Source organism: Paenibacillus sp. FSL K6-2441 (assembly GCF_037964765.1).
GTDB classification, from domain to species: Bacteria; Bacillota; Bacilli; order Paenibacillales; family Paenibacillaceae; genus Fontibacillus; species Fontibacillus phoenicis.
In genome coordinates, this window is record NZ_CP150174.1 from 4,355,246 (window position 1) to 4,371,020 (window position 15,775).

The 15,775-nt window shown below is 55.3% G+C and carries 13 protein-coding genes and 1 pseudogene; 8 read left to right on the forward strand and 6 right to left on the reverse strand.

Going from position 1 to position 15,775, the window contains the following annotated elements:
* Nucleotides 1-6 precede the first annotated feature (6 nt).
* Entirely contained in the window at nucleotides 7-1,605 is a 1,599-nt protein-coding gene (locus tag NSQ80_RS20080) for a glycoside hydrolase family 43 protein (RefSeq protein WP_339300591.1), read from the reverse strand.
* A gap of 122 nt (nucleotides 1,606-1,727) precedes the next feature.
* Here NSQ80_RS20080 and NSQ80_RS20085 point away from each other — a divergent pair, with 122 nt between their 5' ends.
* On the forward strand, nucleotides 1,728-2,768 hold the full coding sequence (locus tag NSQ80_RS20085; RefSeq protein WP_339300593.1) for an LLM class flavin-dependent oxidoreductase: 1,041 nt from the start codon (nucleotides 1,728-1,730) through the stop codon (nucleotides 2,766-2,768).
* On the opposite strand, the gene NSQ80_RS20090 is transcribed toward NSQ80_RS20085, so the two are convergent.
* Both NSQ80_RS20090 and NSQ80_RS20095 read right to left on the reverse strand, forming a co-directional pair.
* Nucleotides 2,723-4,252, reverse strand: a complete 1,530-nt coding sequence (locus tag NSQ80_RS20090; protein ID WP_260071972.1) for a response regulator — start codon at nucleotides 4,250-4,252, stop codon at nucleotides 2,723-2,725. The genes NSQ80_RS20085 and NSQ80_RS20090 overlap by 46 nt on opposite strands.
* A gap of 16 nt (nucleotides 4,253-4,268) precedes the next feature.
* A complete protein-coding gene (locus NSQ80_RS20095) occupies nucleotides 4,269-6,029 on the reverse strand; it encodes a histidine kinase (protein WP_323078088.1) in 1,761 nt (586 codons plus the stop codon).
* Between the two features lie 206 nt (nucleotides 6,030-6,235).
* Between NSQ80_RS20095 and NSQ80_RS20100 the strand changes: the two genes are divergently transcribed.
* From NSQ80_RS20100 to NSQ80_RS20110, 3 genes are all read left to right on the forward strand, one after another.
* Nucleotides 6,236-7,561, forward strand: a complete 1,326-nt coding sequence (locus NSQ80_RS20100) for an ABC transporter substrate-binding protein (RefSeq protein ID WP_339300596.1) — start codon at nucleotides 6,236-6,238, stop codon at nucleotides 7,559-7,561.
* Between the two features lie 73 nt (nucleotides 7,562-7,634).
* Nucleotides 7,635-8,516, forward strand: a complete 882-nt coding sequence (locus NSQ80_RS20105) for a sugar ABC transporter permease (RefSeq protein ID WP_339300598.1) — start codon at nucleotides 7,635-7,637, stop codon at nucleotides 8,514-8,516.
* Nucleotides 8,516-9,346 carry a carbohydrate ABC transporter permease gene (locus NSQ80_RS20110; protein WP_009223597.1) on the forward strand — a complete coding sequence of 277 codons (831 nt, stop codon included), beginning with the start codon at nucleotides 8,516-8,518 and terminating at the stop codon, nucleotides 9,344-9,346. Before NSQ80_RS20105 ends, NSQ80_RS20110 begins: the two co-directional genes overlap by 1 nt.
* A 286-nt stretch (nucleotides 9,347-9,632) precedes the next feature.
* Here the strand turns inward: NSQ80_RS20110 and NSQ80_RS20115 are convergent, their stop codons facing one another.
* The 3 genes and pseudogenes from NSQ80_RS20115 to NSQ80_RS20125 all read right to left on the reverse strand — a co-directional run bounded on the left by NSQ80_RS20115 (nucleotide 9,633) and on the right by NSQ80_RS20125 (nucleotide 11,913).
* Nucleotides 9,633-10,781 carry a glycosyl hydrolase family 8 gene (locus NSQ80_RS20115; RefSeq protein WP_339300600.1) on the reverse strand — a complete coding sequence of 383 codons (1,149 nt, stop codon included), beginning with the start codon at nucleotides 10,779-10,781 and terminating at the stop codon, nucleotides 9,633-9,635.
* A gap of 178 nt (nucleotides 10,782-10,959) precedes the next feature.
* A pseudogene (locus tag NSQ80_RS20120) lies at nucleotides 10,960-11,307 on the reverse strand (hypothetical protein); the annotation flags it as partial.
* Between the two features lie 426 nt (nucleotides 11,308-11,733).
* Nucleotides 11,734-11,913: a hypothetical protein gene (locus tag NSQ80_RS20125; RefSeq protein WP_260070198.1), complete on the reverse strand. Its 180-nt coding sequence runs from the start codon at nucleotides 11,911-11,913 to the stop codon at nucleotides 11,734-11,736.
* Nucleotides 11,914-12,163: 250 nt separating this feature from the next.
* On the opposite strand from NSQ80_RS20125, the gene NSQ80_RS20130 reads away from it, so the two are divergent.
* Genes NSQ80_RS20130 through NSQ80_RS20145 form a run of 4 tightly spaced genes read left to right on the forward strand, consistent with a single transcriptional unit; the run spans nucleotide 12,164 to nucleotide 15,559 of the window.
* Nucleotides 12,164-12,847 carry a GntR family transcriptional regulator gene (locus NSQ80_RS20130; protein WP_009223588.1) on the forward strand — a complete coding sequence of 228 codons (684 nt, stop codon included), beginning with the start codon at nucleotides 12,164-12,166 and terminating at the stop codon, nucleotides 12,845-12,847.
* A 46-nt stretch (nucleotides 12,848-12,893) separates the two neighbouring features.
* The gene (uxuA, locus tag NSQ80_RS20135) at nucleotides 12,894-13,967 is read left to right on the forward strand and encodes a mannonate dehydratase (RefSeq protein WP_260070196.1); all 1,074 of its coding nucleotides are present in this window, start codon (nucleotides 12,894-12,896) and stop codon (nucleotides 13,965-13,967) included.
* Between the two features lie 47 nt (nucleotides 13,968-14,014).
* Nucleotides 14,015-14,869, forward strand: coding sequence for an SDR family oxidoreductase (locus tag NSQ80_RS20140; RefSeq protein WP_260070195.1), 855 nt, complete (start codon nucleotides 14,015-14,017; stop codon nucleotides 14,867-14,869).
* 54 nt (nucleotides 14,870-14,923) lie between these two features.
* Entirely contained in the window at nucleotides 14,924-15,559 is a 636-nt protein-coding gene (locus tag NSQ80_RS20145; protein WP_009223585.1) for a polysaccharide deacetylase family protein, read from the forward strand.
* The last annotated feature ends 216 nt before the right edge of the window (nucleotides 15,560-15,775 follow it).

Here is a 15,775-nt window from a genome sequence, read left to right on the forward strand (position 1 = left end):
CCCCCTTCACATTGAGAATGAATCAAGCTCCTTATAAATAAAATAGTCGAAATCGGCAGGCTTGCGCATCCCGCTGAGGTCCTGGGCGCAGACGCCAAGGAAGGTGCCGGTGAAGCGCACTTTCTCTGCGGGATCGTCGGATAGGTGGCTAACGTCAACGGCTTCGCCTACGGCATGCCAGGTTTCCCCGTCCAGGCTGTAGTAGAAGCGTGCCAGCTCGCGTTCGATGACCACCCGCAGCCAGCAGCGCGAAGCCCCTTCGATCGAGATGTCTTCCGCCAGCAGCTCGTCGTAGACGCCATATTTTGTCTGGATCAAATTCAGGCTCTTGCCTTTCGTCTCATCTCGGGAAATCCGCAAATACACATGATCGTTCGTATCGTAAAACACGGTCAGGCCGGCCATCTGCTGGAACGTCTCCGGCTCGAACTCCACCACCGTCTCCGCCAGGCAATGGAACGATTGCTGCCGCCGCGCCACCAGACTCTGCCGGAACAGCGAGTTCATCGACTCACGGCCATACAAGCGCAGGAAGCCAGGGCGCTCGCGGAGCGTCAGCCAATCCTCCGTGGCCGGAACGCGCAGCGTGCTCCAATGCACCCCCAGCGTCACCGCCTCGAAATCATCCCGTTCCGGCTCCGGCTCAAACGGGTGCGGCGGTAAAGCGGGAGCGGGCACCTTCACCTGCGGCTCATTCCCGCCGGTTTCTAACCGGAACCAGCCGTCTTCCGTCCAGAAGCCGCGCTGGATCGCCGTTTCCCGACCGAGCGTGCAGTAGATGTCCTTCGTTGGCCGCCCGGTCAGGTGCACCATGTACCACTCGCCCGTTTGCGTCTCGACCAGCGAGCCATGTCCCGCCTTTTGCAGCTCCAGGTGCGGTTTGCCCGACGAGGTGAGGATCGGATTGGTTGGGTCCACTTCATACGGTCCGTCGATCGTCCGCGACCGGGCCATTGTGACCGCATGATCGTAATACGTGCCGCCTTCTGCGGTAAGCAGGTAGTAGTAGCCGTTTCTTTTATACAAATGCGGGCCTTCGGTTAACCTAAGCTCGGTGCCTTGGAAAATATTTTTCACCGGACCCACCAACTTCTGCTGCTTCGGATCATATTCTTGAAGCACGATCCCGGCAAACCGGTTCTTCCCTTTCCGGTGATCCCACAGCATGTTGACCAGCCATTTGCGCCCGTCGTCATCATGGAACAAGGAAGGGTCGAAGCCGCTGCTGTTCAGATAGATCGGATCCGACCAGGGGCCGCGGATATCCGGGGCGGTGACCAGAAAGTTTGGAGTGTCCTTGAACGCGCCGTGGCGGCTTTTGACATCGGTATAGATCAGATAGAACAAGCCGTTATCATAGCTAAGGCAGGGGGCCCATACCCCGCAGGAGCCGGGGCTGCCCAGCATGTCCAGCTGAGACACCCTTGTCAACGGGTGACCGATGAGCTGCCAGTGCACGAGATCCCGAGAATGATGAATCTGCACACCCGGGAACCACTCGAAGGTAGAAGTCGCAATATAGTAGTCATCTCCGACCCGCAAGATCGAGGGATCGGGGTTAAAGCCGCGTAAAATCGGATTCGTGATCATTGGACGTTCGCTCATAATTTCCTCCCGTTCAAAACTGTTATCGATTTGATTATTGTTTTTTCGCTCATTTCTTTAAATTCGATTATAATAGAAATTAGGTTTTTGCATTTCATTCCTGCCTAAGGAGGCTAGATTTTATGCCTGATTCAAGAACAACCAACGATTCATCGCATCGTTTATCCCATATTCCGGTCTCGATTCTCGACCTCGCGCCGATTACCGCCGGCAGCACCGCGGCCGAATCGCTGCGCAATTCGCTGGACCTCGCCCAGCATGCCGAAAACTGGGGTTATCACCGCTATTGGCTTGCGGAGCATCACGGCATGCCCGGCATTGCCAGCTCGGCGACCTCCGTCGTGATCGGTCACATCGCCGGCGGCACCAAGAAGATCCGCGTTGGATCCGGCGGCATCATGCTGCCAAACCATGCGCCGCTCGTCATCGCTGAGCAATTCGGCACGCTGGAGTCGCTGTACCCGGGGCGGATCGATCTCGGCCTCGGTCGGGCGCCCGGCTCCGACCCGCTGACCTCGCACGCGCTGCGGCGCGGGCCGGGCAGTGACGGGCAGGATTTTCCGGAGCGGCTTGCGGAGCTGCGGAATTACTTCCAGCCCGTCTCCGGCTCATCGATGCGCGTGCGCGCGATTCCCGGCGAAGGCCTACACATCCCGATCTGGCTGCTCGGCTCCAGCGGCTTCAGCGCGCAGCTGTCCGCCCAGCTCGGTCTGCCGTTCGCCTTCGCCAGCCATTTCGCGCCGGACTACTTGCTCCCGGCGCTTGATCTGTACCGCACGCACTTCCGCCCGTCGGCGGAACTGGCGAAGCCTTACGCGATGATCGGCGTGAACGTGATCGTCGCCGATACCGATGCGGAGGCCCGCCGTCTGGCGACCTCCCAGCACCAGCAGTTCTTGAACCTGATCCGCCGGCGTACCTCACAGCTTAACCCGCCGGTGGATCAGCTCGATTGGACGCCGCAGGAGCAAGCGGTGGTTGAACGCCAGCTCAGCTATTCGGCAATCGGCTCACCGGAGACAGTGCGGAACCGGCTGGAGCACTTGCTGGCGGAGACCAAAGCCGACGAGATCATCGTCGCGGCCCAGATCTATGATCACAAGGCCCGTTTGCGTTCTTACGAACTGCTGTCAGAGCTGTTCGGAGGACAACGCTCCTTGTAATCCGACGGACTGTATCCCGTGTACTCCTTAAAGACTTTGGAGAAATAGTGCTGATCGCTGAACGATAAGGCGTCAGACACTTCTTTAATTCGCATTTCCGGCTTGCAGGCGATCAGCCTGCAGGCCTCTTTGATTTTTAGGCCGGTATAATACTGCACGAACGTGCTTTGAGCATATCTCTTCATGACCCGGCTGACGTACGAGGGGCTGACGTGAAATTTCTGCGCCACATCGGCGAGCGAAAGATACGAGTACAGGTTGAGCTTGACGTATTCCTCGATTTGCCGAAACAGCTCCTCCCCGCTTTTCCGGTTCAACGCCTGCAGCCACTCGAAGGATTGCTTCGCCCATTCCAACAGGTTCTCACCAAACCTCTCAAAGCTGTCGGCTTCAAGCAAACGGCGGGAGGAAGCCTCGAGCTCCAGCCGATGCCCGGTCTCCTGATCGCCTCCCGCTTGCGAGAAGGCATCGGCCAAGAGCGCGACGAACCGTTCCAGCTCCGCAAGCCGAATGTTGTCGCCGGACCATTTGGTCAGCAGCTCGTTCAGCTTCAACAAGAACTGCTCCTTCCTCCGCCCCAGAATGAGCTCGGTAAAGGCTGCCGCGGCCGCCCGATCCAATTCGGATCCCTCCGGTTTGCCCAACGCATGGGTAATCTCCGTATCCATCACGATTCCCTGGTGAATAGGCTGCCGTTCGTCCAAAATGCCTGACATGCGGTGATACAGCTTAGGCAGCCGATCTGGGTCCCCGGACTGCAGCTGTCCGCCAATCGTCGCCGCAAGCCCCGCCGCCTCCAACGCTTTGCGGACGAACTCCAGGCATTCATACACCGAGGAATACGAGTCCACCACGGTTTTTGGCACCAAAGCAAGAAATTGACCGGGCACTTGAGTCGGGAACACCCAGCACAGCTGCGGAGCAAATAAAGCATCCAATCTGCGCTGAAGCTCATCCGCACGCCAAAGCTCCCGCACGCCGGCAAACGGCTGCCTCCGGATGAGGATCAACAGCTTTCCGTAATGACGGAATTGGTCCCCGAGCTGCAGTTCCTCGTAAACCTCCGGAGCTACAATTTCCTGGAATAGCTCCGCTTCACTGGGAATCCGGCTGCGGAGGCGCTCAAGCGCCCGTTCCATCACTTCCGACAGCTGCTTGCGTTCGACGGGCTTGAGCAAATAGTCAAACACCTGCAAATTAATCGCTTTGCGCGTGTATTCGAAATCGTTGTATCCGCTGATCAAAATAAATAACAGCTGCGGGCGGATCTGCTTCGCCTGTTCAATGAACGCGAGGCCGTCCAGCTTCGGCATGCGGATATCGGTCAGCACCAAGTCCACCGGCTGCTGCCGGACGAGCTCCAACGCTTCCTCTCCGTTGGCCGCCGTGGCCGTCACCTGAAACGGAAGCTCCAGGGAACCCAGGAGCGTTCGAATGTTCCGCAAGATCGGCTTGCTGTCTTCCACGATCATGACGTTGTACATGCTGTGCCCTCCTCGTTCAGTAGAAGTCCTTCGTTAACGAACCGATGATCTGAACCGTGGCGCCCTTTTCCCCATCCGCATGGTTAAACAGATTGAAGAACAGCCGGTTCTGGTACATTAACTTCAGTCGGCCTACGCTGTTCACGATGCCCATGTTGCCGATCGAGGCGGGCCGTTCGTCCCCCTCTCCGGCAGCAGCTTCGCTCTTCCGCAGGTTGTCCATGATTTCATTGATCTTCCCGGGCGGAAACCCGTCTCCGTTATCCTTAATCTCCACCGCCCATAACCCGTTGAACTGCTTCACCGTAATCTCGATCCGCCAAGGCGGGTCGCTGTGGGTGAAGGCATGCTCGATGCAGTTCTCCACGAAGGGCTGGAGCACCAGCCGTGGCAGCTGTACGTTCCGCGCCGATTCGTCCGCATGGATCTCCCAAACGAGATCGTCTTCGTACTTTTGCTGGACGAGGGACAAGTAGTGCCGGGTATGCTCCAGCTCGTCGGCTAAGGTGACATGCGCGTATGGTGAAGATACGATGTAACGCAAGCTGTCCGATAAGTGCTTGCACATATCGGTGACGACATCGGTCTTGCCCTCCTGGGCCGCGATGCTGATCAAATACAGCACGTTATGGATAAAATGCGGTGCAATTTGGGCCTGGAGCGCGGAGTTTCGCGCCTTGACCTCCTCGTGCAGGGCGATTTTCTCCCGTTCAATCGATTCTTGCAGCCGTTCCATCAAATCCTGAAAGGCCTCGTTTAATAGAATTAAATCGTTATTTTGCGTAGGGTTGTCCCATTTGAGATTCATATTGCTATAGCTGATCCGCCAAATCTGGCTGCGCAGCTTCCGGATCGGCAACAGCAGATTTCGCGTAGAAAAATAAATATATACGAAAGACAACAGCATCAACGACGTAATCAGCAGAATGGACAAGTATTTCACCGAGTTGACGGGCCCCAGCACATCCTGCTTGGGTGTCACCAGATAGGTTGTCCACCCGGTGCTTTCCGACCGGGCGTAAGCTACATAGTTCCCGTGATCGTCCACATACACACCGTCAACTGGATTTCGTGCGGTCAGCTCGGCAAGCTCCTCGTCGGGGATGGAACCGACCACCGGCTCACCATTCCGGTCCAAAATGTACACCTGGCCGCTGCCCACGCCTTGCGAAATTCTTTGCAAGAACGCATTGTCCAACAGGATGCTCAGATATCCGAATACGGTGCCGTTCTGATTATTAATTGAACGAATAAACGAAACGGCCTCTCCCTGCCGTTCCAGGATATATCCGCTGCCGCTCCAGCTTCCGTCGATGAGGCTCTTCTTCAGATAGCTCTCGAAAGAGGCCGCGTCCCCTTGTAACTCAATATAGGACACGATCTTGCGGCCGGCCTTGTCGTAAATCACCATATCCTTGATACTCATTCTGGGGCCGATGGCCTGAAACATCAGATCCTTCAGCCTGCGGCTTTGATTCAGCCGTTCGAGATTGACGTCGGTTTGATAACCTCTCTCCAGGATCGAGAAGAGGTCCTTGCTGGATAGGATCCGCTGTGACAGTTGGTTTTGGCTGTCCACATAGTCGTCGAGCTGCTGGCTCACCTTGGTCGCCGCCGCCAGCTTGGCCTCCACCGTTTTCTCCTTCAGCGGTTTGATGACGACCAGATTCACGTAGACGATAAAGCAACCAAGTATAAACAGAAGCAAAGCCACAAAAGTTAAAAAGACTTTATTTTGCAGGCTAAGCTGACTTCTGCGGAGGAAGAAAGGTTTCATGACGTTGGCTTGGGCCTCCTTTGGCTATGGCCAGGTTGCATTAGGATGGTTTAACTGTACCACTTCGCTTCACGTCATGACAACGGTTACAAGTTCACAATTTTACACCTCATCAGTCACCCTCAGACATGTACCTTAGACTCCCAGAAATCTATAATCAAGTTGCAAGCGCATTCAAAGACATATCAAACAGAGGGGGATTTGCCTTGAATTACGCACTGAAAAGAACAACCATCGCAGTCATCGCGGGTTTGCTGGCGCTATCGCTCGCAGCCTGCGGATCCGGAGGCGCCAAGTCCAACAACGCAGCACAAGACGGCAATAACAGCGGTGCCGCCAAGGGCGACAAAGTCACCATCGAGTTAGCCATCTCTAAGAGCTCGCAGGACTCCGCCTTTATCCAACAAGATATCCTCGACGAATTTGAGAAGCAGACGAACATCAAAGTTAATTTGCAGCTGATCCCAGCCGAGCAAACGACAACCGTCCTGCAAACGAAGCTGGCCGTTGAAGAAACGCCGGACATCATTCAATACAATCTGGCCAGCGCAACCACGGACCTAAATCTAGAGCGCAACTTTGAGATTCTTGATAACGAGCCTTGGGCCAGCCGGATTTTGAACAAAGACGTCCTTTCCGCTTACGGGCATATTTACAGCTTCCATGTCAGCCAAGATACAGGGATGCAAGGCGTTGTGTACAACAAGGACATCTTTGACGACCTGGGCCTGTCCATTCCGAAGAACTTTGAAGAGTTCCTCGCTGTCTGTGAGAAGATCAAAGCCAGCGGAGTTACTCCAGTATTTATGCCGTACAAGGACAACTGGGCCGCGAATATTTGGCCGGCTGCCGCTTTTGCGAACTTCGTAGCCAAGAACGATCCAACCTTCTTCGACGACCTGAACAGCAATAAGAAAAAATGGTCCGACATCCCAGAATTCCAAACGTTCCTGCAGCAGCAGTACGAGGTGTATAAGCAAGGTTACACCAACGCCGACGTTCTGAGCGACAGCTACGATATGGCGGTGGGTAAATTCCTGAACAAGGAAGTTGCCATGATGTTCATGGGCGACTGGCTGATCGAAGGCGTGCTCAAGCAGGATCCGAACATGCGCCTTGGCGTCTTCCCGATCCCTTCCGAGGAAGATGCAAGCCTGGGTGCCAGCCCGCTGGGCGGTCAGCTGTTCATTCCGAAGAAAGCCAAGCACTTGGCGGAAGCCAAAGAATTCCTGAACTTCTTAGGCTCGAAAGAAACCGCCCAAAAAATCGTCGATTCCAAAGGGTACGTGTCCAACCTGAGCGATGTCACTACGCCAGAATTGCCGGATTACAAGCAAGAAATCGTCGATAACTACATCACGCCGAAGAAAACCGTATTGACCACCGACGCCTACATGCTGGTTGACCGCAGCGAGCTTTATCGGCTGCTCCAAGACCAATTCGCCGGCGGATTAACCCCGGAAGAAGTGCTGAAGGCTTGGGACGAGAAGTTTAGTCAACTGATGGCAGATAAAGAAATCCCCGGTTTCTAAATCGGAAGAATGGCAGGCAGCATAAGTCCCGTCCGGGGGTTATGCTGCCCCAGTCCATAGTGGGGTGGAGAACATGAAATCAAAAGCATCGGTTAAAAATCTATATTCCTATTATCTCGTATTACCTGCGTTACTCATTTATACGATCTTTTTTGTCATCCCGGCGTTTACGGGCTTTTATTATTCCTTTACCGATTGGCGGCTGGATCGCCTGACGATCAAATTCATCGGATGGGAGAACTTCCAAAAGATCTTCTCCGATAAAACGCTGCTCCTCGCACTCAAAAATACCCTGATCTTCGCCGTCGTCACCGTGGTCGGGAAAAACCTGATCGGGATCGCCCTAGCGGTGGCACTCAATATGCGGCTCAAGACGCGGAACTTGCTGCGGGCAATTTTTTATTCCCCGTCCATCCTGAGTATCCTGGTCATCGGGATCGTGTTTACACCGATCTTGCGCACGGAAGGCGCGATCAACCGGATGTTCGATGCGGTTGGGCTGCACGCGTTAAGCCAAGCTTGGCTCACCAATCCGCATATCGTCATTTGGACCATTGCCGTCATCTCGATCTGGCAGCATGCCGGCTTTCAGATGGCGATTTACTTGGCTGGACTGCAATCCATTTCCCAGGATTATTACGAGGCGGCCACCATCGACGGGGCCGGCTCCTGGAAAAAGTTCACGAATATCACGCTGCCGCTCCTGCTGCCAGCGATTAATATTAACCTCATGCTCACGCTGATCGGCGGTCTGAAGGTCTTCTCAGAGGTCTTCGTCTTGACAGGCGGAGGGCCGGGCAATGCTTCTCAAGTTGTCGGTACGATCATCTTGCGGTCCTTCGGCGAAGGAAGCTGGGGGCTGGGTACCGCCATCAATACGCTGTTGTTCGTGGCTGTCACGATCATTGCCATCCCGCTGCTCATCTTCATGCGGCGTAGGGAGGTCACCGAATAATGGGATTTACACGCAAACTCGCCATTCGTAACTATATTGTCGAAGGCCTTCTGCTGCTGGCTTCATTGCTGATTCTTTTGCCAGTGTTAATCATGATCTTTGGTTCCTTTAAGACCAGCGCCGAAGTGCTGGACTTCTCGCTTAAACTGCCCGAAAAGTGGATGTTCTCCAACTACGTGCGCGTTTTTGAAGAAGGCGGGCTCGCCCGGGCGTTCTGGAACAGCGTGTTGATTACCGGCATTTCCTCGATCATCAACATCGTGGCTTCCTCGGCCGCCTCCTTTATTCTGGCGCGGCGCGAGACGAAACTCGCCAATACGCTGTACATGTATTTCTTTATGGGCCTGATCGCCCCGATGTCGACGATCACGACCATCCGGATCGTGCAGGCGCTGGGCTTCTATGGCAGCATCACCAGCGTTATTCTGATCTACGCTTCGCTGAACACCGCCTTTAGCGTGTTTCTGTACAGCGGGTTCATTAAGACGATCCCAAAAGCGCTCGATGAAGTGGCGTTCCTGGAAGGCGCCAACGTGCTTGGCGTATTCTTCCGGATCGTAACGCCGCTCATCCTCCCGGTCAACGCCACCGTTGCGATCATGGTGTTCATGTCGGTGTGGAACGACATCACGATTCCGCTGTACTTCCTAACCGACAGCTCGACCTGGACGATGCCGCTGTCGATCTACAATTTCTACGGCAAGTACAGCCGGGAGTGGAACCTGATCTTCGCCAACCTCGTGCTGACTTCGCTTCCGGTATTCATTCTCTATCTGTTCGGCCAAAAATACATCGTCAGCGGCCTCACGGCCGGCGCGGTGAAGGGCTGATCGTCACTTTTGAAGCGAGCCAGGGAAGGAATTCCGGGCTCGCTTTTTGTACTTACTGTAACGGACCGAAATGACGTTATTTCTCTATTTCCCGACCATTTCCCGATTTAACGGACACTCCAGCCCTTATTTGCCGCAACACGATGGTGTAGGACAGAGATTTGCCCCAATAACGTCATCTCAGTCCGTTAGAACCCGATTCCCCACGGATCAGGGGAAATAAAGGCACTGGAGTCCGCTAGATCGACTGCTCCCGCCCCATTACTGCCACCGTTCTGGTTTAGCCTTACGCCTTACCCTGCGGCATCCATATCCGGTAGTTCCCGCTCAGCGCCAACAGCGCAAACAAATACAGACAATTGTCGTAATAGCGGCGCTTGCCGGTGCGGACCGGGGTGTTCCAGAACAGCTCAACGCATGCTTTGGCTTGGGGGCCTTCGGCCGCCAGCGAAGCCATCGCGTTGGTTGCCAGCAACCCAACCGGATGCAAAGCCGGTTCCTCAAACGGCTCCCCCGAGATCGTGTAGCGGCGATAATCCTCCGGTTCTTTATCAGCGAAAAACGCCTGAATCTTGCCCACAGTCTCCCGCTGCCAAGGATCGGCGGCAAACCATTCCCATTCGAGGCCAAGATTTGCCGCAACCCGATACGCATCGCTAAAGAAGTGGCCGTACCCCCGCTCATTATTCGGCGTTCCATCATAATATGCATACTCCGGCGCAAGGCCGGTGACCGGGTGGCACGCAAGGTGCAAATATTGCCGGCTCGCCTCGGCCGCCTCCTTCCAGAACGAACGGTCCTCTGGATAAGCCCACAGCGCAAACAGTTCATAGAAATGAGGAAGATGGTAGGAAGGATCGGAAAACTCACAGTTCGGAACAAATTTGATCAGCTTGTTGTCCGGATTCCACATCGGATAACCTGTTCCGTCTTCCCCCTTATGCAGGCAGGTGCGCAATAAGTCCCGAGCCTGGGTGCCGTAGTCGAATGGCGACTCCCGGTCGCCCCAGCGATGGGACGCGAACAGCAGCGCCAGTGCAAAATATTCCTCCCCGTCCGGCGCCGGCCCGTTCGATAGACGCTTGCCGTCCGGCGCACAGGACCAGGCAAAGTACCCGGCGTTATCCCCTTCAGTCAGGTACATATAGGTTTTCGCCCATTTCCAAAGCCGGTCGAACACATCCTGGCGGTCGTACTGAACGGCCATCATCATCCCGTAGGACATTCCCTCCGTCCGCACGTCCAGATTGCCGGTATCCAACATATAGCCCATATCCTCGCCGGAAGGGTAATAGATACGCGTCTCCTCGTCTCCTTCAAATAACTGCTTCCACGTTTCATCCAACCGGCGCTGAATCGCCTCTTCCCCATAACCGTATTCGGCCAACAAGTTCCGGTACGTTCCCGTATAGTAAGCCCCTTGACGCTCCATCATCCCTTCGCCTCCTCCTCGAGTACAGCTGGTTTTGTCGTGATTTCAACGTTAAGGTAACACGCTCCCCCGCACAATTCCATGTGCATTTCGCGCTTATATTTATCCAAATCGAGCCATCATGAAAAAAAAGCCGCACAGTCAAGGTCGGATCAACTCCTCCCATTACTGTGCGGTTCGATTAGGATAACAAGGGAATCCGATCGCGGTAACGAGCGATCAACTGTCGGTTTCGCTCATCAGCCCCGTCGATATTTCCGCTTAAGAATACGGAAGGCTCATAGCCCTGATCGATCATCATCACGATCGCCTCGGCAAAGATGCCGTTCAGAACGGCAGCCCCGATCACCGTTGACGTCGGCGCAAACGGATCCGGCACTCCCGGATAGGACAGCACGGTGTCGCCCTTCACAGCATAATTATCGATGGCCAAGTCGACGGCCTCGTATAAATGCTTCCCGCTGACATACCGAGACGGTTGGCTCTGCGAATACTGGAGCGAGGTGATGCCAATCGTGCAGGCCCCCTTCCGAACAATTCCCCAAGCTCTTCGGCGATTTGCGTCGCCGCCTTGAACTGGAGCGTTTCCCGTAAGGCCGCCTTCTCCTCTTCATCCAACTGAACCGTGTGACCTTGCTTCATGCGGTTGGCGGACAACCAGATGCGCAGGGTCAAATGCATAATCGTCTCGTCCGTCCATTCCATGCCAATCCGCTGCTCCGTGGAGACGATTATCCGGTATACGGAGGCCAGCTCCTCTTCCCGGAACGCTGAAAAGTGACGCCGGAATAAATCCGCGTGGATGAGGCCGTCGATGGTGGGAGACGAAGGATTCCAGTCGGCATACAGCAGTTGCTCGAACAAGAAGCGTGACAGGGCGGCCCTAATGTCTTTCTCATTCCCCTGAATAAAATAGCCCTGTTTTCTGTCGAACTGGATGCTCAGCGCGTAAGCTTCATTGCTGCGGCTGCATGGATTGGGCCATGCTCGGAAGCTGGGATCGCGAGGATTCGGGGAGCAAGAAGCCCCGGCTGCGCACATACTGCACGGGAGCTAGCCCGCCTTGGCGAAGCCAGTGATTGATTTTGTCCATATCATAGTAAATCGTCCGCTTTGAGACATGAAAGACGTCCATCAATTCCTGCACCTAAAATTGGATCAAGGGGTATTCCTACCTCAACCGCGCAATTGTTGTATTTTCGATGTTTGCAAATTTATACGGAAGGAAACATGCGGCGTGCATCGATTTCCTCTTGCTAACCAGCGGTTTCCATACTACCATACAAGTATGGTAGATTAACTGCATCAAAGAAGAGCATGAACAAGAACAAGATTGAACTAGAACAACTGCTAGAGCAGGGCCCCGGCCTAAAGGAGGTGAAAGGATGAGCGACAAATGGCTAACACAGACGGGATCGGCGGGCAACGCGGTATATGCCAAGCTGAAGGAGCAGATCGTCACGCTAGAGCTGCCTCCAGGGACAACGCTATCTGAAAAAGAGATGTCTCTAGCCTTTCAGGTGAGCCGCACCCCGGTGCGGGAGAGCTTCGTACGGCTGGCGCAGGAAGGGCTGGTGGTGGTCCTGCCGCAGCGCGGCACGCGGGTATCGCTAATCGACCCCGAGCTCGTGGAGGAAGCGCGGTTTATGCGGGAGCAGTTGGAGCGTGCCGTGATCCGGCTCGCCTGCGAACAGTTCCCGGAAGCGTTGTTGACCGAGCTGGCCGACAACTTGGCCCGTCAGCAGGACAGCATCCGCCGGCACGACAATCACGCGATGTTTGCGCTGGACGAGGAGTTCCACCGCATTCTATTTGCGGGCTGCCGCAAGCTGGGTACCTGGGACGTCATCCAGCAGATGAACGCCCACCTCAATCGGACGCGAGTGCTTTGGCTGACAACCGATCCGCATTGGGAGAATCTCTACGAGCAGCACCAAGACATGTATGAGGCGATTGTTGCCCGCGACGCCCATCGGGCCGACCGGCTGATGATGGAGCATTTGCAGCTCAGCATCTCCAATTTACCGGTGTTGCAGGAGCGGTATCCGGACTATTTTAAGCAAAGCTAACATCCAGCTCTCCCCCAAATAACCAGATAGGCGGTGAAGGTAAAGTATGCGTATGACATTTCGTTGGTTCGGCGAAGGCAATGACACGGTCACGCTGGATCAGATCAAGCAAATCCCCGGAGTCGAGGGTCTCGTATGGTCGCTGCATGACGTGCCTGCCGGAGAAGAATGGCCGATGGACAAAATCGAAGAGGTGAAGCGGCAAGCTGACCGCTACGGGTTTCACCTCGATGTTGTGGAAAGCGTCAACGTGCATGAGGACATCAAGCTGGGCTTGCCATCGCGCGACCAGTATATCGAAAACTACAAACGGACGATCGAGAAAGTAGCCAAGGTGGGCGTCAAGGTGATCTGCTACAACTTCATGCCAATCTTCGACTGGCTGCGGACGGATTTGCATAAGCCGGGGGCGGACGGTTCGACGGCGTTATTTTATGAAAAAGCCCGCATTCACAATATCGATCCGTTTGAGCTGGTGAAGGTCATCAACCAAAACAGCGCGCTGACGATGCCCGGCTGGGAGCCCGAGCGGCTGGAGCATTTGACCTCCCTGTTTGAGGCGTACCGAGGCGTCACAGAAGAGGATTTGTGGCGGAACCTGGAGTATTTCCTGAAGGAAATCGTTCCGGTGGCTGAGCAGCATGGAATCAAGATGGCTATTCATCCGGACGATCCGCCGTGGTCGATCTTTGGGTTGCCGCGCATCATCACGAATCAGGAAAACCTGCGCCGCTTCCTGAAGCTCGTCGATAGTCCATCCAACGGAATTACCTTGTGCAGCGGATCGCTTGGGGCTAATCCGGACAACGATATCATCGCTATGATCCATGAATTCCATGACCGGATTCCGTTCGCCCATATCCGCAACGTGCGCGTGTTTGATAACGGCGATTTTATGGAAACGTCGCATCGGACTCAGGACGGCACCGTCGATATTGCCGGCATTGTGAAAGCGTATTATGACACCGGTTTCACGGGGTATGCCCGTCCTGATCACGGCCGCCACATTTGGGGCGAAGAATGCCGACCGGGGTACGGCCTGTATGACCGGGCGCTCGGCATCATGTATCTGTGGGGCTTGTGGGACGCCTATGCCAAGCAAGCCGGCCAATTGAACTAGTCCAGGATCATCCTTTATTTATGGTGAAAAAAGGAGTGAAGCAACCGATGAGCAACTTGCCAGTACATCCTGCATTGGCCGGCAAAACGGCCGTCATTACCGGCGGCGCCGGGGTGTTATGCCGGGCGATGGCCCGTGAGCTGGGCCGCCAGGGGGCGAAGGTGGCGATCTTGAACCGCACGCTCGCCAAAGCCGAAGCCGTGGTGGATCAAATTCGCACCGACGGCGGCGTGGCTGCGGCATTTGCCTGCGACGTGACGGATGTCGAGAGCGTGAAGACGGCGGAGGCCGCGGTGCGGGAGCTATTTGGCCCGTGCGATATCCTCGTCAACGGAGCCGGCGGCAACAATGCCAGCGCCAATACGACAAATGAGATTTTTCGGCCGGAAGATGTCACGAATCCAGAGGTCACCAGCTTTTTTGACCTGAGCATCCCCGGCGTGCACGGCGTCCTGGATTTAAACTTCATGGGGACGTTGATCCCGACACAAATCTTCGCCAAAGACATGATCGGGCGCCCCGGCGCTACGATCATCAACATCTCCTCCATGAGCTCGTACAGCCCAATGACGAAGGTTCCTGCCTACAGCGCGGCAAAAGCGGCGATCAACAACCTGACGCAGTGGCTGGCCGTGCATCTGGCGGAATCCGGCATTCGCGTGAACTCGATTGCCCCGGGATTTTTCCTGACTGAGCAGAATCGCAGCTTACTGACGAACCCGGACGGATCGTTAACGGAGCGCTCAAACAAAATTATCACCCATACCCCGATGCGCCGCTTTGGCGTGCCGGAGGATTTGCTGGGTACGCTATTGTGGCTGGCTGATGCGGAGACGTCTGGCTTTGTGACCGGTACGGTGATTCCCGTCGATGGCGGTTTTATGGCTTACTCGGGGGTTTAAAAGGTCGCGGTAGTCGTACGCGGGACTTCGATAAAGAAGGAGATGCGTTAGAAAATGGCTGATTTTCAAGTGATTAACGAGCTGCCTATCCAGGATAAAGCGGTTGCCTTCACGTTCGACGACGGCCCCAATCCGCTGTACACCCCGCAGGTTTTTGAGATTCTAAGGGAGGTACAGGGCAAAGCAACGTTCTTTATGATCGGCACACAGATGGAGAAAAGCCCGGAAACCGCCAAGGCTGTGCACGAGCAAGGCCATGAGATCGGTAACCATACGTACACGCACCCGCACTTGCCGGATCTTCCCCCGGAGGAATGCCGCCGGGAACTACAGCTGACGGAGGAGCTGATCGAGCAGGTCACTGGCGCGAAACCGAAGGTCTTCCGCCCGCCTTACCTCGCCACCTCCGAGGAGGTGGCCGCCATCACCGCCGGTGAGTTCGGCTATCCCGCGATTGGGGCGGTGAATGGCGCGGCGATGGACTGGGAGATGCCCGGCGTGGCGCACATTGTGGAGAAGACGCGGGAGCAGGTCCGCCCAGGCAGCATCCTGCTGTTCCACGACGGCTTCGACGACCGTTCCCAAACCGTGGAAGCCGTGCGCATCCTGGCTGCCGAACTAACGGCCGCCGGATACCGGCTGGTGACGGTCAGCGAGCTGCTGACGTTAAGCAGAGCTGCGTTGGAATAAGGCAAAAGGCCAAAAGGAACCTCACGAATGAGGCGGTCTTTTTGGCCTTTTTTCTGTTCGGATGTATAACGAAATGTAAAAGTGCAGGCGAATCTTGTCGAATGTACCTTGTATCGGTGGATGAAATGCAAAAGTACAGTTCATTTAACCGCCTAGGGCCCATTTTTCTTCAAAACCCGCTTACTCAACTGCATTTTTACACTTAATCTCGCAGAA